Raw genomic sequence first — 25,046 nt, forward strand, 5'->3', positions numbered from 1 at the left:
CGATCCGGGCGCGCAAGGAACTCGGTGACAGGGACCTCCTTCACGGTGTGGGCCAATGGTCCGCCGGCCGGTTCGAACCCGGATCGGGAGGAGCCGTTCAGGGGCCCGCGACCGGTTTGGCGTGGGCGAAGCCTCTGTGGTGCCAGACCAGTCCTCCGGCCAGGCCCTGGCAGTCGGACGCGGCTACCCGGCCCACCAGGATCGTGTGGTCACCCGCCTCGATCGTGTCGTGCCGTGCACAGGTCAGGCGCAGCGAACTGTCGGCCAGTTGGGGTGCGTGACGTGAGGTCGGGCCGGATGCCAGCCGGACGTTTCCGAACCGCTGGTCGGTGGGGCCCGCGAACGTGCGCGCCAGGTCCTCGTTCTCCGGGCCGAGCAGATGGAGGGTGAAGGCGTTCGCCGCGACGAGCACGTCATGGGTGCGTGAGCCCCGGTCCAGGCAGACCAGGATCAGCGGGGGGTCCAGCGACAGTGAGGACACCGCGCTGGCCGTCAGCCCCCGGGGGTTCCCAGCCTCGTCGTAGCACGTCACCACCGTGACGGGGGCGGCGAGTGAGGCCATCGCGGCACGGAACTCGTCGGCGGGGATGTCACCGGACATCGTCGGCAAGGGGAGGTCCGGGCCCGGACGGACGGAGGCGTTCGACAGCCCGCGGGCCGGGGCGGCCGTCACTGCCGTATCCGGCGCGGACTTGGCCAGCAGACTCGTGGCGCTCATCGGACAGCCCCTTCCAGTTCCCGGGCCTGCACCGCCGGGCGTCGCGCCCCGGGGAGGTCAGGGGCCGGCCGGGCCGGCCCCGGCAGCCACCGGCCGACGGGTTCCCCCACGGTGCCGCCGGCCAGGTCCCAGGCCACCCGGCCACTCCTCACCACCGTGGTGAACCGCCCGGTGAACATCCATCCCTCATAGGCCGACCAGCCGCACAGCGACTCCACGTGCCCCGCGGACATCTGCCACCGCTCGGTGGGGTCGAGGAGCGCCAGGTCGGCGTCCGCGCCCGCCGTCAGTCTGCCCTTGCCGGCCAGATCGAACAGATCCGCGGGTCCCGCCCCCATCAACCGCGCGAGGTGGGCAGCCGCGGTGTCGGGCTCCACCCCCCGTGCGAGCATGCCCGTCCACACGGAGACGGCGAGCTCCTGGACACCGGGCAGCCCCGGGGGCGCCTCGGCCGGCGGCCGGTTCTTCTCCTCGACGGTGTGCGGAGCATGATCGCTGCCGATGGTGGAGGCCTCCCCGCGGAGCACCGCCTGCCAGAGCCGCTCACGGTCACGCGGTGCCCGGATCGCGGGGGAGAGCCTGGTGCGGGGGCCGCGCCGGGCGGTGTCGTGATCGGTGAACGACAGGTGGTGCCCGGTGACTTCGAAGCTGATCGGGAGTCCCTCGGCGGCCGCGGCGACCAGCAGGTCGGTCTCCTCGGCCGACGACACGTGGAGTATGTGCACCTTGGTGCCGTGGGTGCGGGCCAGCTGCACCACCTTGGCGACGGCGACGATCGCGCCGGAGCGGGGTCGGTGGGGTTCGTAGTCGGCGTACGTACCGGGGTCGCCGCCACGGGAGTCCAGCAGGTCGAAGACGTGCTGGTCCTCGGCGTGCAGCACGAGGCGGACCCCGCCGCGCGCGGCGGAGGCGAAGGCCGCCTCCAGCTGATGAGCCTCGCGGAAGACCACGGGCGCGGTGTGGTGTCCGGCCATGAAGGCCTTCGCGGAGGTCGCGACTGCAGGGTCCAGGTGGGCGAGGACCTCGGGGTGATCGGGATCCGCTCCCATGTGGAAGCGGTGGTCCACGTAGGAGCGGCCCGCTATCAGGGCCGCCTTCGCCCTGAGGGACGCCGTGTCCAGCGACGGGGGACGCGTGTTGGGCATGTCCATCACCGTGGTGACGCCGCCCGCCAGGGCCGCCCGGCTGCCGTTCTCCCAGGTCTCCTTGTGCTCCAGACCGGGGGTGCGGAAGTGCACGTGCGAGTCGATGAGGCCAGGCAGGACGTACCTGCCCCGGGCGTCCAGCCGTGGCCCGGCCGGGAGCGGGCCCCCGGGTACGACGACGGCCGCGATCCGGCCGTCGCGGACGACGACGCTGCCCTCGACGACACCTTCGGGAGTGACGAGGCGGCCCCCCTCCACCACCAGGTCCGCCTCTGCGGCGGACGCCTGGGGGGAGGTCGGGGACGTACGGGAGAAGGAGGATGTCTTCAACGGTTCCACGGCAGACTCACCAGTTCCTTGCAGAGGTCGTTGGTCGGTCCCATCAGGGCGACGGCCCGGGCGTCACGCCCGAACCGGTTGATCGGGTGCGTCTCGACGTATCCGGCCGAGCCGAGGAATCGGGCGACGTCGGCCACCACCCGCTCGGCGGCCTCCGAGGCGGCCAGCTTGGAGTGGAGCGTCGCCAGACCGGGGTCGGCCGCGGTGCGCCGGCCTGCCCGTTCCACCACCGCGCGGGCGGACTCGACCTGGGTCGCCAGGTCCACCAGGCGGTGACGGACCGCCTGGTGGACGTAGAGTCCGCGACGCCCGGCGTGTGCGTGCGCCGCGTCGAGTGCGGCCTGGGCGACGCCCACGGCGACCGCGCCGAGCGAGGCGCCGCTGTTGCGGACCCGGGCGATGATCGAAGCGGCGACGCCGGGCGCGCCGAGTCGTGCCGAGTCCGGGACGCGGCACTCCCGCACCGATACGAAGCCGGTGGCGGAGCCGCGCATTCCGGCCAGCCGCATCGACGTGTCCGGCAGCAGACCGGGATGTCCTCCGGGGACCAGGAAGAAGGTCTGCCCGGCGGCCCCGTACCCCGTGTCCTGCACAGCGCCGTCCGGTGCCTGGACCTCGTCCTGTGACTGTGCCAGGACGAGATACACGTCCGCGAGGCCCGCACTGGTGGTGAAGGACTTCGCACCGTCGAGGATCCATCCCCCGTCCGGAGTGCGGCGGGCCTGGGTGGCAAGGTTCTTCTTGTCCGCCCCGGCTCCGCTCTCCGACCACGCGGAGGCGGCGAGCCACCGGCCGCCGGCCAGCTTGGGAAGCAGGTCGCGGTGCTGGGCCGGTGTGCCGTTCTCGACGATCCGGCTGGTGACGGCGCAGTGCTGGAAGAGCATGATCGCGGCGGACGCGTTCACCGAGGCGACCTGTTCGACGCATGTGTTGAGTGCCACCGCGTCGGCACCGGCCCCGCCGTGCGACTTGGGGACGACGAGCGCCAGCAGTCCGCTTTCGCGGAGCACCTGGACGGCGTCCCTGTCCGGCTCACCGCTGACGTCGGCAGCCTCGGCGCAGGCCGCCAGTCGGTCCAGCACCTCGGGCGAGGGGACCAGGGCGGTGACCCGGACGGGCTCGGGGCTCGGGGCCCGGCGGGGGCCGGTGGCCGGGAAGGGACCAACGGTGTACGAATCGGTCAAGGTCCGCGCGGACGTGCTCCCGCGCAGGGGGGTCAGGCTGTCAACGGAACCCACGGGGTCTCCTCGGAAACGTGGTCGGACGAGGGGCGTACGGAAGCGCGGGGGGCGGCGAACGCTTTCTGCGGGGCCGGGTGCCGCAGACGGGGCAGCAGCCCCCGGTACTCGACCTGCTTCTCGGCGACAGACACCCAGGCGAGCCTGTGTTCCCCGTCGGAGCCGTACGTCGAGTGGGCGGCCACCCGCACGGAGCCGCCCGGAGTGCGGACCGGCAGCAGTGCGTCGGCGTCCTGGGCGGCCTTCCGCCCGGACAGGGACCAGGGCACCGTTCCCTCGATGCCGGCAGCCGCACCCAGGCAGATCGCACCGGTGAGAGCGACCGTGGGGTGCCAGGACGGTACGGACACGGCGCGCACGTACAGTCCTCCGCCCTCCTGCGGCAGCAGCGCCGCGATCTTCGGGAACGCTCCGAAGGTGTCCCAGCCCAGTGATTCGCAGACCGCGACACGCAGCCGCGTCATGGCGTCGAACAGCAGGGGGTCGTCCGCGAACAGCGCCCCGGGCCCGCTCACCCCGAGGTGCGAGGCGTCCACGAAGGCGTACGGATTCCCCATCGACACCAGCGAGACGGGGACGATGCGGCCGTCGAAGGGGACAGCGGTCACCGGGTCGCCCGTCATGAGCAGCTCCGGCAGCCTCAGCGGCGGCGAGCACAGGAAATGCGCGGTGAACCGGGTGCCGCCGTCGGAGGTCTCCTCCGTCTCGCAGACCACGTTGTCGCCGTTGTTGAGCACGTTGACCCGGACCCGGCAGCCCGGTACCAGCGGCTGGATCATGCCGGTGCGGGCGGCCGCCTCGACAGCGGCCAGGATCGAGTGACCGCACGATCCGCGCAGGTCGAAACTGTCGTGACTGCCCGGAAGGGACTGCACGAACCGGTAGTCGAGGTCGAACAGCGGGTGGCGGGAAGGGCGGACGATGGCGTTCTTGAGTACATCGCCGGCGCCCTGCACCGACAGCTCGGCCCGAAGGCCGGCCAGCGCGTCCAGCAGCTGGGGTCCGGATTCGGGAAACGCGCGGCCGTCCAGGACCGCGGTGGGGCAGGGTGCGCCGTGTGCTCGGGCGAGGGAGACGTTCATCCGGCAGCTCCCGCCAGCTCGCGCGTGCGCGGGGTCGGCTGCCCGGCAGGCCTGCCGAGGAACTCGCTCCGCCACATCTGGTGCGACATCAGCGCCCAGAGCGCCAGCGACGCGTTGTCGGAAGGCCGTTCGGCCTGCTCGGTGAACAGGGCGTCGACGGCCTTGTACCGCAGCCGTCCGTCCGAGCGCAGTGCCTGCGGGGAGAGGACGTCGCGGGCCATCGCCCACAACCGCTGGCCCGGGGCCAGCATCGCCGTGATCGGCAGGGTGAACGGCTGCTTCGGCCGGTTCAGCACGCTCTCGGGCAGCAGCCCGTCGGCTGCGCGGTACAGCGCGCGCTTGACGCCGACACCGGGGACCGTGCGGTGCCGGTCGGGCAGCGTCGCCGCGAAGCGCACGACACTCGGCTGGCAGAACGGAAGCCTGGCCTCCACCGAGCTCGCCATGGACAGGTGGTCGACCCTTCGCAGGTGGTAGGCGGGAAGCCGGTAGCGCTGCTCGATCCGGGAGATGCGCTGGAGCCTGCTGCCCGTGCCGTGCTCGAGGATGTCGGTGAGACCCGGCGGCATGGCCGAGCCCCCGTACGGGAGGACGCGGTCGGCGTACTCGGCCGTGTACAGCTCCTCCCGCAGGGCGCGGGGAACGGCGGCCAGGTGGTCGAGATAGGCGCCGGCCCAGTCGGTCCCCTCGGGGGCGGCGACCGCCTGCGTCATTCGCGCGTACCCGCCGAAGAGTTCGTCGGCGGCGTCGCCGGTGAGGGCGACCTTGAACCCCGCGTCGCGGACCGCCCGGAAGAGCGAGAAGGTGCTGAGGGTGATCGGATCGGCGTTGGGCTGGCCGAGATGGCGTACGACGTCGCCCATCAGGTCGGGGAAGGTTGACGGGTCGATCTCCACCTGGTGGTGGACGGTGCCGGTGTGCCGGGAGACCTCCGCGGCGAAGGCGCGCTCGTCCCCGGGCCAGTTCCCGGTGTAGGCGATGTTGAAGGTGTGCAGGGCGCCGGACGCCCCCCGGTCGTGCAGGGTGCGAGCGGCGAGCGCCGTGACCAGGCTGGAGTCGAGCCCGCCGGAGGTGATGGCGGCGACCGGCGCGTCGGCGACCAGCAGCCGGGACACCTCCCGGGAGAGCAGCTCGCGCAGTTCCTCGCCCGCCCGGGTGAGGCTGCGCTCCTCGGCGACCGGCGGAGCGGACTCGTAGCCCATCCTCCGGGTCGTGAGGCGCAGGCCCTCCTCCCGGGTCACGACGGCGGTGGCGGCCGGCGGAAGGACGTCGATGCCCTGGAACATGGTCCGCTGACCGAAGGGCGTCTTCGCCGAGAGGTAGGTGTGCAGGCCCAGGTCGTCCTCGTACGGGCGTACGTCGGTGAAGCCGAGGAGGGCGGGCAGCTCCGAGGCGAAGTGGAAGCGGCCGCTGCGCTCCTCCCAGTGGTAGTAGAGCGGCTTCATCCCGGAGGCGTCGGTGGCGATCACCAGCCGCGGGGCACGTCGGAGGTCCATGACGGCGACGGAGAACATGCCGTCGAGCTGCTCGGCGAACCGCTCGCCGTACGTGAGGTAGAGCGCCGGCAGAATCGATCCGTCGCACCGGTCCTCGAAGTGGAATCCCTGCCTGATGAGTTCGGTGCGCAACCGGTCGTGGTTGTACAGCTCGCCGTTGAAGACGACGGTGATGTCACCGAGCCGGTACGGCTGGGCGCCTCCTTCGGGGTCCATGATCGACAGCCTGTTGTTGCCGAGGGCCCAGCCGGAGTGCTGGGCGAAGGACTGGGCGTCGGGCCCTCCGTGGTGCTGGAGGGCGGCGACGTCGCGCATCTCCTGGGCGGTGGTACGGGCGTGGAAGGATCCGTGGATTCGGCACATGGCTCAGATCACCTGACGTCGGAGGAGAGGCCGGCGGCGGAATAGAGCGCCGGGTCGTACGGGCTGGGACCGCCGCAGGTCACGAAACGCCTGGCGTCGGGACCGGTGTGCGGGTTGCGCGCCCCGTGCAGGACGCCGGGCGCCGCGTACAGCACGTCCCCGGCGGCGACGTCGATCCAGCGGTCGCGCAGGTACATCTGGCCGATGCCCTCGAAGGCGATGAACGCCTCGTCGCTGTCGGGGTGCAGATGCACGTTGAACGTCTGGCCCGGCTGCTGGATGCCGCAGTGCAGGCAGAGCTGGCTGCTGCCGTTGCCCGGCCAGAAGACGAAGTTCATGGTGGCGCGGTCGGAGTCGGGAGCTATCTGGCCGGTGCCGCCGAAGCCGCGCAGCTGGGTGGTCTCGTCCCAGAGGGTGGAGAAGGTCTCGGGGTCCGTACCGGGCCGGCGGCCCGCCGTGAGTGGCGTGCGCCAGATGTACACGGTCAGCCCTTCCGCGTCGGCGGTGAGACTCAGAGCCTGCCCGGTGGGCGCGTACACGGCGTGGGCGCGCTCGACCGGGTGACTGCGCGGCCCGACCGTCGCGGTGCCCCGACCGTCGAAGACGACTGCGGTGTTCTCCTCCCCGATGCTCCCGTCCGGGCTGAAGGACTCGCCGGCCGCGACGCGCACGACGTGCAGAGTGACGTGCGTGGCGCCTGAGGCCGGGCTCACCGGAGTGGCGATCGTGGTGCGCCTGCAGGCGATCCGGGTGAACTCGAACTCGGCGGCCGTGACGATCCTGGCACCCCCGAGAGGGGACGCTGCGAGGGTTCCCGAGAAGGATGTGCGCGTCATGCGAAGAGCTCCTTGAAGGGGGGAGGGGAGGGAGGGGAGGAGGACCGGGAGGGATGGACCCGTCCTCGTCCTGTGACCTCAGGCTCGCTCCGGCCGGTCCCGCCGTACTCCCGCTTCGCTACCGGGGAGAAGGAGATGACCGGGAACCACCCCGTATCGCGAGGGCTCTCAAGGAGTGCTCAACTCCCATGTGTATAAAGGGAGTTGAGGATCCGTAGATGGAAGGTCCACGCACAACGGGGCCGGCGCGGGCACCCCTCATGGGTGTCCGCGCCGGCCCCGGCTCGGTGTGGTGTGCCGTGCTGTGTCTACGGGCAGGCCTTCTCCGGGACACGAGCTGCCGCGACCGGTGCCTTCGGCGCCGGCTTCGCACGCCACGGCAGAGCGGAGAAGCGCCCCTCCGCGACGGCGAGCGCGGCGATCACGACGATGCCGCCCACCGGCACGTTCCAGGTCAGCGGTTCGCCCAGGGCCAGCACTCCGACGACCACGGAGAACACCGGCACGAGATAGTTCACACCCGAGGCCGTCGTCGGACCTGCGTCCGCGATCAGACGGTTGAGCAGGGCGAACGCGATACCGGTGGAGGCGGCGCCGAGGACCAGCAGGGAGAGCAGGGGCTTGGCGGTGAGGTCGCCGTGCAGCGTCCATCCGGTCATCACCGTGGTGACCACCACGGTGATGACGGCTGCCGCGCTCAGCTGGGCAGCGGTCACCGAGAGCGCCGGCAGCTTGTGGGGACCGATGAAGCGGCGGATGTAGACGAAGCTGACGGCATAGCTGGCCGCGGCGCCCACACAGGCGAGCTGCCCGCCGAGCGTGCCGAAACCGTTCGTGTTCCACGGTCCGACGACCACGATCAGTCCGATGAACCCTCCGACCAGTCCGGCCACCTTGCGGGTCGTCGGCCTCTCCTCGGAGAGCGCGAGAGCGGCGACACCCATGGTGATGAGGGGGGTCGCCCCCTGGATCACCCCGGCGATGGTCGCGGTGGTGTGCTGCTCACCGATCGCGAAGAGCGTGAAGGGGATGACGTTACCGAAGACGGACGCCACGGTGATGTGGCCCCACAGCTTCCGGGAGGGCAGGGTCAGCCGCTTCAGGGCGAGCATGCCGAGGACGACCAGGGCGCCGACGATCAGCCGGCCCGAGGCGAGCTGGAGGGGCGCGAAGGCCTCCAGGGACATCTTGATGAAGGCGAAGCTGCAGCCCCACAGGGCGGCCAGCAGGCCGAAACGGCCCCAGTTGACGAGATTCATGCGGTGTTCTCCTCGGAGGGACAGGGCGAATGACGCCCGTCGGTCAGTGGTGGTGGAGGTGGTGCGGGGCCGGGTGGTGGTGGGTGCCGTCCGGGCCGTGACGGTGCGAGGGGTCGTTCCCGTGCGGGTGGTCGTGATCCGTGTCGGGGGCATCGACCTCGAACTGGTCGTACTTCTCCATCAGGGCGACCATCTCCTCGCGCGACGGGCGGTTCCCGTCGGCGAGAAGACCGGCCAGACCCTCGAAGTACCCCTCACGGTGCTCGGCCGGAGTGAAGATGATCAGCATCTCGACGAGCGAGTCGCTCTCGTTGCGGAAGCCGTGCACGGCGTTCTCCGGGACATGCAGGAAGTCACCCGCTCTCGCCGTGCGCCAGCCGGTGCCGTCGTGCAGGCGCACCTCGCCCGTCAGCACGTAGAAGGACTCGGAGATCCGCGAGTGGTAGTGCGGGTCGGCGCCGCCGGCACCCGGCAGCATCGAGTGGTGGAAGAGCCCGAACCGCCCGTCGGTGGTCTCGGCGAGTGCGATGAAACGGGTGGTCGTGGCGGTCCCGATCTCCGCCTTCACCGCGTCCGCGTACGCACGGAACATCGCGTGACTCATGTTCAGCTCTCCCACATGCTCAGGTAACGCTCTCCCGTGTCGGGCAGCAGCGTGACGACGACGCTTCCGGTCAACTCGGGCCTGCGGGCGACCACCTCGGAGGCATAGGCAGCGGCACCGGACGAGACGCCGGCGAACAGCCCCTGGCTGATGGCGAGTCGGCGGGCCGTCACCAAGGCGTCTTCGTCGGACACCGTCAGGACCTCGTCGATCAGCGAGACATCGGTCGTGTCGGCGACGAAACCGCCGTTGAGCCCCGGGATCCGGTGCTGGCCGGCGTACCCCTGGGACAGGATCGGCGACTTCTCCGGTTCGACGGCTATCACCCGCACGTCCGGATCCTGCTCCTTGAGGTGGCGGGCGACGCCGGTGAGCGTTCCCCCGGTGCCGACTGCGCACACGAAGGCCGCGATACGGCTGCCGGTGGCCGCCACGGCGGAGTGGATCTCGGGGCCGGTGGTCTCGTAGTGCGCCCGGACGTTGTCCTGGTTCTCGTGCTGGCACGGGAACCAGGAACCCGGCGTGGCCGCGTGCAGCCGCTCCGCCTCGGCGATCGCCCCCGGGTAGCCCAGAGCGCTCGGCGTCTGGACTATCTCCGCTCCGAACGCGCGCAGCAGCTTGACCCGCTCGGTCGTGGCGTTGTCCGGGAGCACGATGACACAGCGGTAGCCCCGGGAGGCGGCGAACGCGGCCAGCGAGATCCCGGTGTTCCCGGAGGTGGCCTCGATGACGGTACCGCCCGGCAGCAGTGCGCCGCGCCTCTCCGCGGCGCGCATCATGTAGAGGGCGGCACGGTCCTTGCTGGACGACATCGGGTTGGCGAGCTCCAGCTTAGCCAGCACCCGCGCTCCGGGCGCCAGGTCACGCAGACGCAGCTCCAGCAGCGGGGTCGAGCCCACGAGCTCCTCGATACGCGAGGCGACGGCCGGGCGGGCGGGGGCGGTGTGGGCCGAGGGGGCCTGTGCGATGGTGGGCACGGTTCTCATCTCTCGCAATCGGGGGAGTCGGTCGGCAGGGACTTGGGGCGGGTCACCAGGAACCGGAGGAGGCGATGACGGTGAAGACGTCCTCCATCAGCTCCGGCCGGCGGCCGGGCTCCTTGATGACGGCGGTGGGCGCGAGCACCCGAGCACCGCGGGGTACGTCCTTGTTGACGAGGGCCTGGGCGCCGATCACCGCACGGTCACCGACGGTCACCGGCCCCAGGACGGTGGAATTGGCGCCGAGGATCACGCCACTGCCGACGACGGGGTGACGGCGGTCGCCCTCGGGCCGCTTGTTGTCGCTCCACCAGCCGACCGCGCCAAGGGTGACTTGGTGGTACATCGTCACGTCGTCGCCGACCACGGCGGTCTCGCCGATAACCACCCCGGCACCGTGGTCGATGAACACCCGCCGGCCGAGGACGGCGCCCGGATGGATCTCCACGGCGGTCACCCTGCGAGCCCACCGGGCCAGCAGCCGCGCCGGGATCCGCAGACCGCGGCCGTGCATGCGGTGGGCGATCCTGTGCGCCCACAACGCGGTGAGCGCCGGGTGGAGAATGGCTTCCTTCTTGCCCCGCACGGACGGGTCGCGTGCCACGACGACACCGAGATCCTCGCGGAGGGCGGACAGCAGACGGGGTGTGGCGGACGCGGGGGTGGCCCACGCCGTTCCGGATGCCCCGGCGCTGACGGTGCTGGACGCGGGGCCGGAGGGCGGATTCGACTCCGCTTTCGTCGGACTGAACAGGCTCATCGTGGCTCCAGTGGCGGGGTGGGCCTCTTGACTGGAACAGAGCCTGCCGGGCGGCCTTCCCGCCGGAGTCCCGGCACGTTCCCGTCCCCCGGAGTCCCGGCACGTTCCCGTCTCCCGGGGCCACCGGAGCCCTCGACGGAAGAAGAAGGGAACGTGGCGGGAAACATTCGGGAACGGCAGCTCCCACACTCGCCTGAGCACCACCCGGTTGCGCATCGGCGCACCGGCGGGCGTGGGCCGGTGCGCCGGCCCACGCCCGCCAAGTGGTTCACCGCGAGCAGAGGAGCTCCCCGTGCCTGTGATTTCCGTTGACTGGTGGAAAGGCAACGACCGTGCCCGACGTCAGGAACTGGTCGGTGAGCTGACCGCCTGCGTATCCCGTATAGCGGGATGCCCCGAGGCCGCCGTCACCGTCATAGTGCGCGACGTGGACCCCGACCACTGGGGGAAGGGCGGCCTGCTCGCCGACGAGCCCGTTCCCGGCCCTGCCGACGAGCCCGCCCCCACCCTCGCCGAGGAACGTCCCTCGACCTATGCGACTGTTCCGCCCGCCCCGCAGGACGCCGGGGGACAGAAGCCATGACTGCGTCCGCCGGACCCGGGTCCTCCGATCCGAGTCCTCTGCTCCTCGTCTGTCCGACGCCCGAGCTGGTGGCTGAGGCGAAGGAGGCAGGATTCCCCGTCGTCACGATCGCCGAGACGGCCGGGTTCACTGACGACCAGCTGCGTGACCACCTGGTGGAGACCGTCCGTACCCACCGGGTGGGCATGCTGATCGCCTGCGGAGACGCGAGCACCCTGCCCGCTGTGCTGGAGACGGCGGAACACCTCGGCGTGTCCCCGAACCCGGCCGCCGCGGCACGGTCGCTTGCCGACGCATCACAGATCAGGGGCCTGCTCACGCGCAGCGGCCCTCAGTGGGAAGCGCTCGCACTGCCCACCGGCCCTGGGGACGCACCACCGTCGTACGACATCGAATACGGCGTGGAGACGCTGACGGTGGAGGGGATGCACCGGGTCACCGGCATCGTCGAACTGCGTTCCACGGGGAAGGGAGCACCAAGCGCAGGTTCCGGGCCCGCTCCGGGCACCGGTGACGGGACCGTCGGTACGGGGCTCCGCGGTACACCTGTCCACACCTTCCCCGCGCCCATCACCCGGCAGGAGGAAGCGGAGATCCGGGCCCTGGCCACGGGCCTCCTGGATCTGGCCGGGTACGAGTTCGGGTACGCCTTCACCCGTGTCGCCCGGACCGACGAGGGGCCGCGCGTCGTCGAATCACTTCCACGCCAGGCGAGCTGGCCCACCTCCCGGCTGATCGAACTGACCACGGGACTCACCGCGGAACGTGAACTAGTGCGCGCCCTGTCGGGCATCCCGCTGGACACCCCCGTGACGGTGGGCTGCGCAGCCGCCGTGCCGTTGCCTGACCCGACCGACGCGCCGGCCCGCGGTACGGCGCAGCCGGAGGTACGGGAGGTGCGGGAGGGGTACGCCCTGCTCACCGCCCTCACCCCTGCCGAACTGGCCACCCGCGCAGAGGCCGTCCTCGGGCGCCCGGCCCCCGTCGGTCTCCTTCCGGCCGGTGAAGGGCATGCCGGACGAGGCGCTCCCTGACGTGCGTCGCCCTACGTGATCGTGTCGGCCGGGCCGTGAGGATCCGGTGCGGAACGCCCGGCCGGGACATCCCGGCCGGGCGTTCCGCATGTACAGCCGTCGGGTTCGGCGACGACGACGGCGTCCGGCCGGCGAAGCGACTGCGTCGGCCGCAGCCACCGCGGGACCTGGTGGAGTACCCCCGCAGCGCAGGTGGCGCTGCGGCAAGCCCCGCGGAGGGAACGGCGCCGTCACGCAGGCCCAGCGCGTCTCCCCGTTCCTCCTCCTCACTGCTCGCTGCCTGCCTTCGCGAGCGCGCCGCGCCACGGGCCCCAGGCCTGCGAACAGGCTTTCCCGCTGCGTTCCCGACTCCCGGTCGGCGACAGGTAGCCGAAGCGGAACGACCCGGGAGCGGGACACGCGAATGTCATTCCTGTCAGCAGGAAAGCCCAGGCAGGACCACCACAGAAGGCGGGATTCAGATGCGGAACTCGGTGCTCGCGACGGCGGGAATACTCACGGCGATCGTTCTCTCGGTCAGCGGCGGCGCCGGTGACCTGGCAGGTCCGACGAGCGGTTCCCGGATCGATTCCCAGGCCGCTGTGCACCTGGTCCTGCACGACGGCACCAGCTTCGAAGCCGTCGTCTCCGACTCGGGCGAAGGCCCGAACATCGCGCCTGCCGTGCCGACCTCCGGTGAGGGTCCGAATGTGGTTCCGGCGTCGGACGGTGAGGGTCCGAATGTGGTTCCGGCGTCGGACGGTGAGGGCCCGAACGTGGTTCCGGCGTCGGACGGCGAAGGCCCCAATGTGGGTCCTTCGTCCAGCGGTGAAGGCCCCAACTTCGCCGCCTGAAGCCCTAGGCCTGAGCTGCGGTCCGATGCTTCCCCGGGCCACCTGGCCCCTGGGGGAGGCCGGCACCGCCTGGGCGAAGTACGGGGGAGCCGCCCTCCTGGCATCGGTGATGTGAACGCCAGGAACGGTTTCGCGCGGCCACCCCGCTCAGCGCCGAACCGTCAAATCGTCTGGTCCGCAGGAATCCCCATGGCTTCGAAGGCTTCGTTCGCCGTCTCGCGGTGGGCCCGGGCCGGACCGAGCTCGCCGAGTTTCTCCAGGGCATGAGCCATTCCGGCGAGCGCGTGTGCCTCCTCCACCCGGTAGCCGACCACGGTAGCCGCGTCATGGGCGTGCCGGTGCAGCTCCAGGGACAGGGAGTAGCGGCCGTTGCGGGCGTGCAGTCGCCCGATGATGTTGCCGACGGCGGCCTCGCGCATCGGTGTGCCGCTCAGGTCTCCCAGCTGCAGTGCCGACTCGGCCCACTCGGCGGCCGGTTTGCTCTCGCCGAGCCGGTCGGCGGCCTCGGCGGACAGGGCGAGCACCAAGGACATGTCTGCGGGCGACATGACGTCCACAGCCAGCTTGCGGGCCCGGCCCAGCAGATCGGCGGCCGCCTCGGTCTCGCCCAGTCCGAGCCGGGCGACCGCGAGATCCGTCAGCCCTTCGACCTCCTTGTCGACGGAACCGATGCTGCGCGAGAGCGTCACGGCACGAGTGGCGGCCTCCACCGCCTCCGGGAAACGCCTCCACTCGGAGTACAGGTTGCTCAGGTTGGTCAAGGACTCGGCCTCGGCACGCTCCGCCCCGAGCTCCCGCTTGATGGAGATGGACTGTTCGAGGCGGGGGAGCGCTTCGTGGTACCGGCCCAGTGCGCTGAGCAGGAGCCCCAGGACGCCGGTGTCCTTGGCTTCGCCGCGTCGGTCGTGGAGAGCGACGGCCAGCCCGAACGCCTCCTCCGCCGTCTCTATCCCCTCCTCGAAGCGGCCGAGCTTCCAGCAGGCCACGGCAAGGTTCGACAGACTCAGCCGTAACAGGGCCGGGTCGCCCAGCCGACGGGAAGCGGTGATCGCGGTGCGGCTCAGTTCCCGGAATTCCTCCAGGCGACCACGAAGGTCGAGGGGGAAGGCAACGTTGGCGGCGAGCAGCCCCACATGGCTGTCCAGCTCCCATCGGTATGCGAGGGAGACAGCGGCCAGCAGCGAGTCCTGCTCCCTCTCCAGCCAGTCCCGGGCCTGGTCGGGGGTGTTGAGCGGGGGGAGTTCGGCGAGCGACCGGTGCTCGGGGCGGCTTATCCGGACACGTCCGGGGAAAAGCACGTCGCAGGCGGCGTCCGTGGCAGCCAGAGCGAAGTCGAGGAGCCGACGCACGGCCTGCGCTGCCTCCTCGACACCCGCGCTCCCGCCCGCCCCGCCGGGACCCGTACTGCCGCGCGAGAGGTTCTGGGCGAAGCTCCGGACCAGATCGTGGAAGGCGTAGCGACCGGTTTCGTGCTGCTGGAGCAGATGCATGTCCAGGAGGTACTCCAGCACCCCCTCCGCGTCCCGGGTGCCCTTGTCGAGCAAGGCGCCGGCCGCATACACGTCGATCTCGGTCCCCGGGTGCTGGCCCAGCATCCTGAAGGCCTCCCGGGTCTCGGCGGCCAGACCCTCGTACGAGAGCCTCAAGGTCACTTCGACGCTGCGCTCGCCGGAGTTGAGTTCGGCCAGCCTGTGGGCGTCGTCGCGGAGTCTGTCGACGAGGTAGCGGACGGTCCATCGGGGGCGTTTCCGCAGCCTGGCGACGGCGATGCGCAGGGCGAGCGGGAGATGGCCGCAGAGTTCGGCCAGTTGTGCGACGGCTTCCGGCTCAGCACGGGCGCGTGTACGGCCGAGAACACCCTCGACGAGGGCGACGCTGTCGCCGGGCGGCATGACGCCCAGGGAAATGGTGTGCGCGGCGTCGAGGTCCGCGAGCAGGGCTCGGCTGGTGACCAGGACGAGGGTTTCTGTCGGAGAGGTGAGGAGCGGCCTCACCTGGGACTCGTCCAGGGCGTTGTCGAGCAGAAGGATCATTCGATGGGCGCTCATGGTGCGCCGCCACAGCGCGATGCGCCCCTCGGCGTCGTCCGGGATCCGATCGCCCGGCACGCCCAGCGTCCGCAGCAGGGCTTCGGCGGCAGCGCCCGCACTGAGGGGCTGTCCGCTGGGTGTGAACCCGCGCAGGTCGATGTGGAGCTGGGCGTCGGGGTAGCTGTCGGCGAGCTGATGAGCGGCCCGTACCGCGAGTGACGTCTTGCCGCTGCCGCCCATGCCGTCGATGGCGATGATCAGTGGCCCCGTGCCCGGAGCCTCCTGCACGAACCCGAGCAGTTCGCGGACCTCCGCTTCACGGCCGGTGAAGTCGCGCAGGTCGTAGGGCAGGGTGGAAGGCTTGTCCTCCGGGGTGAAGGGAGCGGGGGCGGTCTGCGGCGGAGCCGCGAGATCGGGGCTGTTGCGCAGTATGGCGTTGTGCAGTTCGCTGAGCGAGTCGCCGGGGCCGATGCCGAGTTCGTCGATCAGGAACTCTCGGACCTTGGCGAACTCTTCGAGTGCCTCCGCTTGGCGGCCGGACCGGAAGAGGGCCAGCATCAGCTGGCCGCGCAGAGTTTCGCGAAGTGGGTGTGCGTCGATGAACTCCCTTATCTCACCCACCAGTTCGCTGTTCTCGCCCGAGCTGAGCCGTAAATCGAAGAGCTGCTCGACAGCCGAGAGACGCCGTTCCTCCAGAGCTGCGGAGGCGGCCGAGAGCACCGATCCGGCGCTGCCGGACAGCAGCGGCCCCCGCCACAGGTCGAGCGCCTCTCGGAGTGCCGTGGCGGCGAACGCGCTCCGTCCGGCGGCCGTGGCCTCCCTGGCCTGTTTCAGCCCCTCGGTGAACCTGCTGAGGTCCACCTGGTCAGGCGTCGTGAGAGCCCGGTAGCCCGGCCCCTCCGTGACGATCAGATTGCGTCCGTCCGGGATGCGCTGACGCAGCTCTGCCACGGCCTTGCGCACCTGGTGGGCGGCGGTGGCGGGCGCGTTCTCGTCCCACACGGCTTCCACCAGGCGGAAGACGGGAAGCACGCGCTGGGGCTCCAGCAGGAGAGTCACCAGAACCTTCTCGTGCACCGGGCCACCCACCCGTACGCGTTCCGCTCCGTCCCAGCATTCGAACGAGCCCAGAATCCGGAACCGCACTCTGTGTTCCCCTGCGTCCTCGCCCATGAAACGTTTCCCTCCAGCGGGCCTTGGAGCGACGCCTGCCACCCCACCAATGCCGACGCTCCCAGTCCTGCCGGTCCGAATGGTTCATCACACCAGTGCGGCGAGGTGGGCGGCAAGACGGCCCTCCGCTTCATGGCCACAAGGCAACGTTCGTCGTACAGAATTGATTTACTGTCAACACTCATCGCCGCGTATCGGCCATGCACGCGGACCGTCGATGCGGAAGCCCGTGACTGTGACCGCCGGACCCTCTCCTGGCATATCCACCTCATGGCCTCGGAGCCCAGCCCGACGGAACGCCCAGGTGCGAGGCAGCCGCACCTCCCCGCCGGTACGCCGTCGCGGCGGCGAGAAGCCTGCACGAATCGTCGGATGCGTGGTGCCGAACTTCCGCCCGAGCGAGGCCGTCGGTCGACGCGTTCGCACGCGTCGACCGGCCGCCGTTGTCTACGGTCGTGAAGTGCACACGAGGTGTGGACGCAGGTGACGATTTTCGAGCGGGAGGGTGAGAGGCGGCCGCGCGGGCACACGAGGTCCATGTCCGGAGAGCACGCACGTCGCATGAGCGTCCCCGCCCGCTCCGTCCCCCAGACGCCCCCGCGCGGAGCCAGACACGGACGCCGGCCGGTGTCCGGCAGGCGACTGCGCCTGAGGATCTTCGCCTACCGTGGCATCGAGTTCCTCTCCGCCCATGTCCCCGGTGACGCCGGCCCCGGGGAGGAGTGTCTGCTCCTTGTCCACGTCCGCAAGGTTGTCGGCCAGATCCGCTACCGGATCTGTACCGCCTGTGGCGAGGGCGTCATCAGCGGCGTGGATATCGACGGCCGGCTCCACTCCACCGGGCTCGGCACGCGGGCCCTGTCGCACCTTCGGTCCCTCCACCCCGGAATCACCTGGCGCAGCACCCTGACGCTACGCGCCACGCGCGATCTGCTGCGCCGTATGCGAATTCTCGCCGCTGAGGCGGAACCCAGGTGTGAACACGTCCTCGCGCTCGGACCGGCCGACTGACGTACGAGCCGCACGTCGGTGCCTGCCGTTCCGGATGGCTTCTCGCCAGGTGCACCCGTCGCCGTACGAGCCTCCGGCGGGGAGCAGGGGCGGCCAGGACTCCGCACCGCCCCTGCCGAGCAATCGATCCAGCTCCGGCCGGTGGCCGGATTTCGAAGGGAGCGGGCGGGTCAGTTCGTGACGGACCGGTCACGCGCCAGCAAGGTCTCCGCCCCTGTCTCCACGAGATCCGTGGCCGTCGACGCCTTGTGCGCCAAGCCGGTCTCCTGGGCCACTCCATGGACCGCCGTGCCGGTGCGTTCTCCGGCGGTGGCAGCGGTGAGGGCGGCGCCGGTCAGGGCCGGAGCGAAACTGTCTGCCTGTGCGGCGGGGGCGGCGGTCAGCAGTACCGATCCGGCCGCGGCCGCGGTGAGGGTTCGCCATACGTTCATGGTCGGTACAACGCTTACTCCTCCCGCAGGGCACGGTGGGCGACGAATTTCAGGAGACGGGTCCGCCGGCGCAGCGGGGGAGTCGAAGACCGACTTCGGGGAGCAAGTCGAACATGGGCGTCGTGGCAGGTGGCGAGATCATCGGCAGGTGTTCGACTGGATTCCGCGCGTGTGGGCCGGGGTGCAGTGGTGCGGCCTGCCGGAGAGGTTCGTGTCGTGGAAGGCCTTCTGTGAATGCCACCGTCCGTGGTCGACCGGCGAGGCTCGGGGCGTCTGCTCCTGCAGGTTGTCGTGGGCGGCGCGTCCGTTCTGCCGGACGAAGTCATGGCTGCGCGGACAGCGCGCTGTGTGCCTCGTCAGCCTGTTTGTTGCGGGTGGCGGTTCATCTACGGGTCGGTACCGGTGTGGATGAGGTGGCGGCCGACGACCGCAGTTGTTCGATCACGTCGTTCAAGTGCGCGGCAGCAGCCTGTGCCGCTGCCGTGGCGTCGCCGCTGACGATCCCGTCGATGATGTCCAGGTGCTGCTGCAGTGACTGGGCGGGGCGGCCGGGGCGCAGGGCCAGCCGGAACTGAAAACGCACCATCGGTCCGTTGAGACGTTCGAGCTGGCGCCTGGCGACCTCCTGACCGCTGGCCTCGACCACCAGTTCGTGCAGGCGCTGGTTGAGGGCGGAGTACGTGTGCACCGCTCCGTCCGCGACTGCCTGCCGCATCTCCGTGCCTATCCGGCGCAGTTCCGTACGCTGCGCCTCGTTCGCCTGCGTAGCCGCCTTCATGGCGCACAGTTGCTCCAGTGCTGAGCGGCACTCGGTGATCTGTATGGCCTCGTCGATGGAGACCGCACGGATGCGGGCGCCGCGGCGGGGGACGATCTCCACGATCTCCTCGGCGGCGAGGTCCTGCAGGGCCTCGCGGACGGCGCTGCGGGTCGTGCCGTAGGACTCGGCGAGGTCGTTCTCCACGAGTCGCTGCCCGGGTACCAGGTCCCCGGAGCGCAAGGAATGCCTGATGGCGTCGGTCACGTACTGGCGTCCGGCTGCGCCCGTCAGCTTGTCCGTCAACTCGTTCGACCTCTTTCGTCGGCAGGTCTGTGCATGTGAAGCCTAGAGCCTCGTGGGGCTCCGGCCGCGTCCCCGGCGAACTTCTTTTGTAATTTCTTCAAACATCTTGTCAACAATCTGGTTGATGACCTAGCTTCCTCTGCGTATCCCCAGTTTGGCGAAGGAGTCCCGATGCCTGCCGAAGCAGTTACCCGGTCCAGCGGGGCGCGCCGTCACGGCTCCCAGACCGCGATTCCGTGCCTCTTCATGCGAGGCGGCACGTCGCGGGGGCCGTTCTTCGACGCGCGACTGCTGCCGGAGGACACCGAGCTCCGTGACACCGTGCTGCTGGCCGCGATGGGCTCACCCGACCCGCGCCAGATCGACGGCATCGGCGGCGGGCACCCGCTGACCAGCAAGATCGGCATCGTGGGTCCTGGCACGGAACCCGGCGTCGACGTGGAGTGGACTTTCGTTCAGGTGCAGCCCGGCGGGGACACGGTCGACACTTCCTCCAACTGCGGCAACATGCTGGCTGCCGTGCTGCCGTTCGCTGTCGAGACCGGCGTGGTCGTCCCCGACGCCGACCGCACCACCGCCCGGGTGCGTACCCACAACACCGGCATGGTCGCCGAGATCACCGTCGCCACCCCACTGGGCACGGACGGAGCGCGGCACGTCGACTACCGGGGCCAGGCCCGTATCGACGGTGTCCCCGGCACTGCCGCTCCGGTCGAGATCAGCTTCCTGGACACGGCCGGCTCTGTCGCCGGCTCCATGCTCCCCACCGGGCATGCGCGCGACACCGTCGAGGTTCCCGGAATCGGTGCCGTCGACGTCACCCTGATCGACAACGGCCAGCCCCTGGCGATCGTGGCAGCCGAGCGCCTGGGCGCCACCGGCTACGAGACACCGTCACAGATCGACGCCGACGGCGGGCTCAAGGCCCGTGTCGAGGCGCTACGCCTGATCTGCGGCGAAGCCATGGGCCTGGGCGACGTCACGGAGAAGAACTACCCGAAGATGACGCTGGTGGCGCCGCCGCGTCACGGGGGCACCCTCTCCACGCGCAGCCTCATCCCGCAGGTCTGCCACCAGTCCATCGGTGTGCTCGCCGCCGTCACGGTTGCGACCGCCTGTGTACTTGAAGGCAGCGTCGCCCGCGACATCGCCGCCGATGTCTCCGGCACGGAGCCCACCGTCTCCGTCGAGCACCCGTCCGGGGAGTCCAGCGTCACCCTCGGCCTCACCCCGGACGTCCCCCGGCGGGTCACGCGCTCCGCGCTGCTGCGTACCGCCCGGCTCATCATGGCCGGCGACCTCCTCATACCCCGTTCCCTCTGGGACCCCACCCCCACCACTCAGGAGAACACCGCGTGATCATTGACGTCCACGGTCACTACACGACGGCGCCTGCCCCGCTGGGGGAGTGGCGTGGGGCCCAGATCGCCGCGCTCACCGACCCGGCACGGGCACCCGATCGCGCAGGGCCCGCCATCAGCGACGACCAGATCCGCGAATCCATCGAGACCAACCAACTACGTCTCATGGACGAGCGTGGCATCGACGTCACCGTCTTCTCCCCTCGGGCCTCGTTCATGGCCCACCACATCGGCGATTTCGCCACCTCCTCCGCCTGGGCCCGCATCTGCAACGACCTGTGCCACCGTGTCGCCGAGCTGTATCCCGGCCGATTCGCCCCCGGTGCGATGCTGCCGCAGTCACCGGGAACCGATCCGGCCACCGTCATCCCCGAAATCGAACGCGCGGTGCTGGAGCTGGGCGCCGTCACGGTCAACATCAACCCGGACCCCTCCGGCGGCCACTGGACCGCACCACCGTTGACAGACCGGTCCTGGTACCCGGTGTGGGAGAAGCTCGCCGAGCTGGACGTGCCGGCCATGGTTCACGTCTCCACCAGCTGCAACGCGGCCTTCCACACCACCGGGGCTCACTACCTCAACGCCGACACCACCGCGTTCATGCAACTGCTGGCCGGGGATCTGTTCGCCGACTTTCCCGAGCTGCGCCTGATCGTCCCGCACGGTGGCGGCGCCGTGCCGTATCACTGGGGCCGGTTCCGGGGCCTGGCGCAGGCGCTGGGCAAGCCGGATGCGGTGGAGTCACTGTTGCGCAATGTCTTCTTCGACACCTGCGTCTACCACCAGCCAGGCATCGACCTGCTGTTGGAAGTGGTCCCGCACGGCAACATCCTCTTCGCCTCCGAGATGATCGGGGCCGTCCGTGGCATCGACTCGCACACCGGCCACCACTTCGACGACACACGCCGCTACGTCGAGAACGCGGGCCTGTCCGACGAACAACTGACCGCGGTCGAGGAACGCAACGCCAGGCGTGTGTACCCCCGTCTGGATGCCCGCTTGAGTGCCCAGGGCCGCTGAGTCCCTGGGCCCCGTCCCACACGGCCTGGTTCCGCTCCCGGATCGATCACCCATGACAGCGCAAGGAGTCAAATCATGCACGAACTCGGAGTCGTCCACCGCGGGATGGAACGCGCCGACCACGCGGCGGTCGAGGCCATGTCCCGGTTCGGGGTCGCCACGGTCCACGAGGCCATGGGCCGACTCGGCTTGATGCGTCCGTACATCCGCCCCGTCTACGAGGGCGCGAAGCTCTGCGGCACCGCCGTCACCGTGCTGCTGCAGCCCGGCGACAACTGGATGCTGCATGTGGCCGCCGAGCAGGTGCGGGAGGGCGATGTGGTCGTCGCCGGCTGCACCACCGAGAGCGAGGACGGCTTCTTCGGCGAGCTGCTCGCCACCTCCCTCCGAGCCCGCGGGGCCAAGGGCCTGGTCATCGACGGCGGCTGCCGTGATGTCGACGAGCTGCGGCAGATGGACTTCCCCGTCTTCTCCCGCGCGATCAACGCCAAGGGCACCGTCAAGGCCACGCTCGGTTCGGTCAACGTTCCCGTCGTCGTCGCCAACGCGCTGGTCAACCCGGGTGACGTGATCGTCGCTGACGCCGACGGTGTGGTCGTGGTCCCCGCTTCCCAGGCCGTCGCGGTGGTCGAGGCGGCCGCAAGGCGCGAGGCAGCCGAGGAGGGCAAGCGGGAACGGTTCGCGGAAGGGGAACTGGGCCTGGACATCTACGCCATGCGAGGACCCCTGGCCGAGCTCGGCCTGACCTACGTCGACTGACCGCACGAGGAGCACTCCCGATGACTGACCAGACCTCCGCCATCACCCCGGGCTGGCTCGACTGGTACCGCGGTCCCACCGAGCCCACCTTCGCACTGCCGGCGGGGGCGGTGGACGCCCACTGCCACGTATTCGGCCCCGCCGCCGAATTCCCCTTCGCGGCCGAACGCAGGTACACGCCCGTCGACGCCTCCAAGCACGACCTGTTCGCCCTCCGCGACCGCCTCGGCATCACGCGCAACGTCATCGTGCAGGCCACCTGCCACGGTGCCGACAACAGCGCCCTGGTGGACGCCCTGCATACGGCAGGCGACCGGGCCCGCGGGGTGGCGACCGTGCGCCCCGACGTCAGCGAACAGGAACTGCGGCGTCTGCACGACGCCGGAGTGCGAGGGGTGCGCTTCAACTTCGTACGACGCCTGGTGGACGCCGCGCCCACCGAGGCGCTGGTGACCATCGCCCGCAGGATCGCACCGCTGGGATGGCACGTCGTCCTCTACTTCGAGGCTCCGGACCTGGCCGACCTGGAGACGTTCTTCGCCTCCCTGCCCGTGCCGCTCGTCATCGACCACATGGGCCGCCCCGACATCACACGGAGCCCGGACGGGCCCGAGTTCGCCCGCTTCCTGCGCTTCGTCGAGGCCAACGACGTCTGGGTCAAGGTCTCCTGCCCCGAGCGCCTGACCGTCACCGGACCGCCCGCCCTGGACGGCGAGCGCCACGCCTACCGTGACGTCGTGCCGTTCGCCCGCAAGGTCGTCGACGAGTTCACCGACCGGGCCCTGTGGGGCACCGACTGGCCCCACCCCAACCTCAAGAACCACATGCCCGACGACGGTCTGCTCATCGATCACATCCCGCATGTCGCCACGACCCCTACCCGGCAACAGGCCCTGCTGGTCGACAACCCCCGGCACCTGTACTGGCCGGAAGAGGCCGGCTGAGCGCAAACCACCGGCCCCGCAACGGTGCCGCGTCCCCACCCCAGGAGCGTGCAGTGCAGCACACACCCGCCACCAACGCGGCCAACCGGCTCGACCGGTTGCCCATATCCAAGTTCCACAAGACCGCCCTCTACGCGGTGGCGTTCGCATACTTCTTCGAGTTCGCCGACATCAACACCTTCGCCATCACAGCCCCTGTGGTGCGCGAACAGTGGGGCGCCGACGTCAACCACATCGCCTACGTGATCTCGTTGTCCTTCGTCGGCATGTTCTTCGGGGCCGTGGTCGCCGGTGGACTGGCCGACCGGTTGGGACGCCTGCGCATGCTCATCATGAGCACGGTCTGGTTCACCGTGTGGTCCTTCGCGTGCGTCTTCGCCTGGGACATCTGGTCCCTGGGCGTCTTCCGCGTGCTGACTTCGGCGGGACTCTCCGCGATGACCGTCGTCGCCGTCGTCTACATCAGCGAGCTCTACCCGCGAGCCAAGCGAGGCAAGTTCCAGGCGTATGCCATCGTCATCGGCATCTGCGGCACCCCCGTGACCAACCTCATCGCCTCCGCGGTGGTGCCGCTGTCCGACTGGTCCTGGCGCCTTGTCTACCTGTGGGGCTCTCTCGGTGTGCTGTTCCTGTTCTTCGTGCGGAAACTCGAGGAGTCTCCGCAGTGGCTCGAGTCCCGCGGCCGCCACGAGGAGGCCGACGCCGTCCTGACGCGCATCGAGGCGGGCGTGGCAGCCGAGCACGGCGAGTTGCCCGCCGCACAGGAACCGCAGCCGCAGGGCCGGCCGGCAGGACCGGTCCGGGCATGCTCAAGGAAAAGAAGTTCCTGTTCCCCACGATCCTGCTGTCGGTCCTGTGGATCACCCAGACCATCGGCTTCTTCGGCTACTCCAGCTGGGCGCCGACGCTGCTGGCCGCCGAAGGCGTCAGCGTGGAGGACTCGATCTTCTACGTAGCCCTGACGACGGTCGGCGCACCGCTCGGCTCCTTCCTCGCCGCGATGGTCACCGACCGGTTCGAGCGCAAGTGGTCCCTGGTGGTCTTCGGGCTGATCATCGCCGTCACCGGTTTGATGTACGGGCTGACGTTCACCCCGGTGCTGATCGTCGTCTTCGGGTTCCTGGTCAATCTCTTCGAGCGCGGCTACACCGCCCTGGCCTACGCCTACTCGCCGGAACTCTTCGACACCCGGGGCCGCTCACTCGGCACCAGCATCGCCTACGGCCTGGGACGACTGTCGAACGCGGCCGGCCCGCTGATGATCGCCGGCATCTACAACGGCGTCGGCTACGAGGCGGTCTTCATGTTCATCGCGGGAACCTGGACCGTCGGAGCCATCGTGCTGGCCGTCTTCGGCCCTGCCACGCGCCGCCACCGGCTGGCGGCGGAGGCCAAGGCACTGGAGAAGCAGAAGGCCGTACCGTCGACATCCTGAACGCCGGAGCCACGGCATGCGCACCCGGGACGGGGAGGTGCGCCGGAGAAATCGATCGGGGGCTCATACGGAGCATGACGGCGCGCGCTGATGCGGCGTAGGGCTTCGTCGCCCTGTGGCACGCCGACATCGCTGAGGACACGTGTGAGGCCGACGTCGACGAAGCTGCGGTCTCCGGGTTCCGATGACTGGCTTGTCGCAGCTCATGCGCCGCCGGTGCTTGACGGCTCCTCGTCCGGGGGCAGCGGCACCTGGAAGCGGGTGCCGCCCGGTACGGGACGCGGGCAGGTGCCGGTGAGCGGCTCGAGCGGGGAGCTCGTACGGTCGGATCGCCGAAACCCGAGGCGGCGACCGTGCGTTGCCTCGAATCAGGACAACCCGTCCAAGTGATCGTATCTGCCTCCCTGCCGCCTGTCAGCGGACTGTTGACAGGCCGGATCGGCATGATCAATCATCGCGGGACGGCAGCCCTGATCGTTTCTGTTCGGTCGTGAGGCCGGTGCGGTCGGGGTAGCAGCCCGCCACACGGTCGGCATGTGCTCGATCCTG

The 25,046-nt window shown here is 70.2% G+C and carries 21 protein-coding genes and 1 pseudogene; 9 read left to right on the forward strand and 13 right to left on the reverse strand.

All coding sequences use genetic code 11. The features are described from left to right. Nucleotides 1-97: 97 nt before the first annotated feature. From P8A20_RS36490 to epsC, 10 genes are all read right to left on the reverse strand, one after another. A complete protein-coding gene (locus P8A20_RS36490) occupies nt 98-718 on the reverse strand; it encodes a flavin reductase family protein (RefSeq protein WP_306105047.1) in 621 nt (206 codons plus the stop codon). Next, nucleotides 715-2,202, reverse strand: coding sequence for a dihydroorotase (locus P8A20_RS36495; protein ID WP_306105048.1), 1,488 nt, complete (start codon nt 2,200-2,202; stop codon nt 715-717). Before P8A20_RS36495 ends, P8A20_RS36490 begins: the two co-directional genes overlap by 4 nt. After that, complete coding sequence (locus P8A20_RS36500; protein WP_306105049.1) at nt 2,190-3,440, reverse strand: acyl-CoA dehydrogenase family protein; 1,251 nt, start codon at nt 3,438-3,440, stop codon at nt 2,190-2,192. The genes P8A20_RS36495 and P8A20_RS36500 overlap by 13 nt, the downstream gene beginning before the upstream one ends. Beyond that, nucleotides 3,419-4,522 (reverse strand): PrpF domain-containing protein, encoded by a 1,104-nt coding sequence (locus P8A20_RS36505; protein ID WP_147958232.1) that lies wholly within the window; start codon nt 4,520-4,522, stop codon nt 3,419-3,421. The genes P8A20_RS36500 and P8A20_RS36505 overlap by 22 nt, the downstream gene beginning before the upstream one ends. After that, the gene (asnB, locus tag P8A20_RS36510; protein ID WP_306105050.1) at nt 4,519-6,381 is read right to left on the reverse strand and encodes an asparagine synthase (glutamine-hydrolyzing); all 1,863 of its coding nucleotides are present in this window, start codon (nt 6,379-6,381) and stop codon (nt 4,519-4,521) included. Before asnB ends, P8A20_RS36505 begins: the two co-directional genes overlap by 4 nt. Nucleotides 6,382-6,389: 8 nt before the next feature. Next, nucleotides 6,390-7,217: a cupin domain-containing protein gene (locus P8A20_RS36515; RefSeq protein WP_306105051.1), complete on the reverse strand. Its 828-nt coding sequence runs from the start codon at nt 7,215-7,217 to the stop codon at nt 6,390-6,392. A gap of 308 nt (nt 7,218-7,525) precedes the next feature. After that, nucleotides 7,526-8,476 carry a DMT family transporter gene (locus P8A20_RS36520; protein ID WP_147958228.1) on the reverse strand — a complete coding sequence of 317 codons (951 nt, stop codon included), beginning with the start codon at nt 8,474-8,476 and terminating at the stop codon, nt 7,526-7,528. 43 nt (nt 8,477-8,519) lie between these two features. After that, complete coding sequence (locus P8A20_RS36525) at nt 8,520-9,080, reverse strand: cupin domain-containing protein (protein ID WP_109879853.1); 561 nt, start codon at nt 9,078-9,080, stop codon at nt 8,520-8,522. Between the two features lie 2 nt (nt 9,081-9,082). Further along, the gene (locus tag P8A20_RS36530) at nt 9,083-10,066 is read right to left on the reverse strand and encodes a PLP-dependent cysteine synthase family protein (RefSeq protein ID WP_306105052.1); all 984 of its coding nucleotides are present in this window, start codon (nt 10,064-10,066) and stop codon (nt 9,083-9,085) included. A 43-nt stretch (nt 10,067-10,109) separates the two neighbouring features. Then, a complete protein-coding gene (gene epsC, locus P8A20_RS36535) occupies nt 10,110-10,820 on the reverse strand; it encodes a serine O-acetyltransferase EpsC (RefSeq protein WP_014158181.1) in 711 nt (236 codons plus the stop codon). Nucleotides 10,821-11,112: 292 nt separating this feature from the next. On the opposite strand from epsC, the gene P8A20_RS36540 reads away from it, so the two are divergent. From P8A20_RS36540 to P8A20_RS36550, 3 genes are all read left to right on the forward strand, one after another. Then, on the forward strand, nt 11,113-11,403 hold the full coding sequence (locus tag P8A20_RS36540; protein ID WP_306105053.1) for a tautomerase family protein: 291 nt from the start codon (nt 11,113-11,115) through the stop codon (nt 11,401-11,403). Beyond that, nucleotides 11,400-12,437: an ATP-grasp domain-containing protein gene (locus P8A20_RS36545; protein ID WP_147958225.1), complete on the forward strand. Its 1,038-nt coding sequence runs from the start codon at nt 11,400-11,402 to the stop codon at nt 12,435-12,437. The genes P8A20_RS36540 and P8A20_RS36545 overlap by 4 nt, the downstream gene beginning before the upstream one ends. 461 nt (nt 12,438-12,898) lie before the next feature. Continuing rightward, the gene (locus P8A20_RS36550; protein WP_306105054.1) at nt 12,899-13,270 is read left to right on the forward strand and encodes a hypothetical protein; all 372 of its coding nucleotides are present in this window, start codon (nt 12,899-12,901) and stop codon (nt 13,268-13,270) included. 161 nt (nt 13,271-13,431) lie between these two features. Here the strand turns inward: P8A20_RS36550 and P8A20_RS36555 are convergent, their stop codons facing one another. Continuing rightward, entirely contained in the window at nt 13,432-16,473 is a 3,042-nt protein-coding gene (locus tag P8A20_RS36555; RefSeq protein WP_147958224.1) for an AfsR/SARP family transcriptional regulator, read from the reverse strand. Nucleotides 16,474-17,034: 561 nt separating this feature from the next. Between P8A20_RS36555 and P8A20_RS36560 the strand changes: the two genes are divergently transcribed. Next, nucleotides 17,035-17,484, forward strand: a complete 450-nt coding sequence (locus P8A20_RS36560; RefSeq protein WP_306105055.1) for a hypothetical protein — start codon at nt 17,035-17,037, stop codon at nt 17,482-17,484. 170 nt (nt 17,485-17,654) lie between these two features. Here the strand turns inward: P8A20_RS36560 and P8A20_RS36565 are convergent, their stop codons facing one another. Both P8A20_RS36565 and P8A20_RS36570 read right to left on the reverse strand, forming a co-directional pair. Then, nucleotides 17,655-17,915 carry a hypothetical protein gene (locus P8A20_RS36565; RefSeq protein ID WP_147958213.1) on the reverse strand — a complete coding sequence of 87 codons (261 nt, stop codon included), beginning with the start codon at nt 17,913-17,915 and terminating at the stop codon, nt 17,655-17,657. Between the two features lie 382 nt (nt 17,916-18,297). Beyond that, complete coding sequence (locus P8A20_RS36570) at nt 18,298-18,978, reverse strand: GntR family transcriptional regulator (protein WP_147958212.1); 681 nt, start codon at nt 18,976-18,978, stop codon at nt 18,298-18,300. Between the two features lie 171 nt (nt 18,979-19,149). On the opposite strand from P8A20_RS36570, the gene P8A20_RS36575 reads away from it, so the two are divergent. The 5 genes and pseudogenes from P8A20_RS36575 (at nt 19,150) to P8A20_RS36595 (ending at nt 24,497) form a co-directional block, all read left to right on the forward strand. Then, a complete protein-coding gene (locus tag P8A20_RS36575; RefSeq protein WP_147958211.1) occupies nt 19,150-20,337 on the forward strand; it encodes a 4-oxalomesaconate tautomerase in 1,188 nt (395 codons plus the stop codon). Beyond that, nucleotides 20,334-21,359 (forward strand): amidohydrolase family protein, encoded by a 1,026-nt coding sequence (locus tag P8A20_RS36580; RefSeq protein ID WP_147958210.1) that lies wholly within the window; start codon nt 20,334-20,336, stop codon nt 21,357-21,359. Before P8A20_RS36575 ends, P8A20_RS36580 begins: the two co-directional genes overlap by 4 nt. Before the next feature lie 75 nt (nt 21,360-21,434). Next, nucleotides 21,435-22,118 carry a 4-carboxy-4-hydroxy-2-oxoadipate aldolase/oxaloacetate decarboxylase gene (ligK, locus tag P8A20_RS36585; protein WP_147958209.1) on the forward strand — a complete coding sequence of 228 codons (684 nt, stop codon included), beginning with the start codon at nt 21,435-21,437 and terminating at the stop codon, nt 22,116-22,118. Nucleotides 22,119-22,138: 20 nt separating this feature from the next. Beyond that, nucleotides 22,139-23,062: an amidohydrolase family protein gene (locus P8A20_RS36590; RefSeq protein WP_306105056.1), complete on the forward strand. Its 924-nt coding sequence runs from the start codon at nt 22,139-22,141 to the stop codon at nt 23,060-23,062. Nucleotides 23,063-23,115: 53 nt separating this feature from the next. Next, nucleotides 23,116-24,497 (forward strand): annotated as a pseudogene (locus P8A20_RS36595) (MFS transporter). The last annotated feature ends 549 nt before the right edge of the window (nt 24,498-25,046 follow it).

The organism is Streptomyces sp. Alt3, from assembly GCF_030719215.1.
GTDB classification, from domain to species: Bacteria; Actinomycetota; Actinomycetes; order Streptomycetales; family Streptomycetaceae; genus Streptomyces; species Streptomyces glycanivorans.

Excerpts from the sequence above, each read along its gene's own strand:
- P8A20_RS36490 (WP_306105047.1), bottom strand. The coding sequence starts at position 718 with ATGAGCGCCACGAGTCTGCTGGCCAAGTCCGCGCCGGATACGGCAGTG.
- P8A20_RS36505 (WP_147958232.1), bottom strand. The coding sequence starts at position 4,522 with ATGAACGTCTCCCTCGCCCGAGCACACGGCGCACCCTGCCCCACCGCG.
- asnB (WP_306105050.1), bottom strand. The coding sequence starts at position 6,381 with ATGTGCCGAATCCACGGATCCTTCCACGCCCGTACCACCGCCCAGGAG.
- P8A20_RS36515 (WP_306105051.1), bottom strand. The coding sequence starts at position 7,217 with ATGACGCGCACATCCTTCTCGGGAACCCTCGCAGCGTCCCCTCTCGGG.
- P8A20_RS36520 (WP_147958228.1), bottom strand. The coding sequence starts at position 8,476 with ATGAATCTCGTCAACTGGGGCCGTTTCGGCCTGCTGGCCGCCCTGTGG.
- P8A20_RS36525 (WP_109879853.1), bottom strand. The coding sequence starts at position 9,080 with ATGAGTCACGCGATGTTCCGTGCGTACGCGGACGCGGTGAAGGCGGAG.
- P8A20_RS36530 (WP_306105052.1), bottom strand. The coding sequence starts at position 10,066 with ATGAGAACCGTGCCCACCATCGCACAGGCCCCCTCGGCCCACACCGCC.
- epsC (WP_014158181.1), bottom strand. The coding sequence starts at position 10,820 with ATGAGCCTGTTCAGTCCGACGAAAGCGGAGTCGAATCCGCCCTCCGGC.
- P8A20_RS36545 (WP_147958225.1), top strand. The coding sequence starts at position 11,400 with ATGACTGCGTCCGCCGGACCCGGGTCCTCCGATCCGAGTCCTCTGCTC.
- P8A20_RS36550 (WP_306105054.1), top strand. The coding sequence starts at position 12,899 with ATGCGGAACTCGGTGCTCGCGACGGCGGGAATACTCACGGCGATCGTT.
- P8A20_RS36555 (WP_147958224.1), bottom strand. The coding sequence starts at position 16,473 with ATGGGCGAGGACGCAGGGGAACACAGAGTGCGGTTCCGGATTCTGGGC.
- P8A20_RS36560 (WP_306105055.1), top strand. The coding sequence starts at position 17,035 with ATGAGCGTCCCCGCCCGCTCCGTCCCCCAGACGCCCCCGCGCGGAGCC.
- P8A20_RS36565 (WP_147958213.1), bottom strand. The coding sequence starts at position 17,915 with ATGAACGTATGGCGAACCCTCACCGCGGCCGCGGCCGGATCGGTACTG.
- P8A20_RS36575 (WP_147958211.1), top strand. The coding sequence starts at position 19,150 with ATGCCTGCCGAAGCAGTTACCCGGTCCAGCGGGGCGCGCCGTCACGGC.
- ligK (WP_147958209.1), top strand. The coding sequence starts at position 21,435 with ATGCACGAACTCGGAGTCGTCCACCGCGGGATGGAACGCGCCGACCAC.
- P8A20_RS36590 (WP_306105056.1), top strand. The coding sequence starts at position 22,139 with ATGACTGACCAGACCTCCGCCATCACCCCGGGCTGGCTCGACTGGTAC.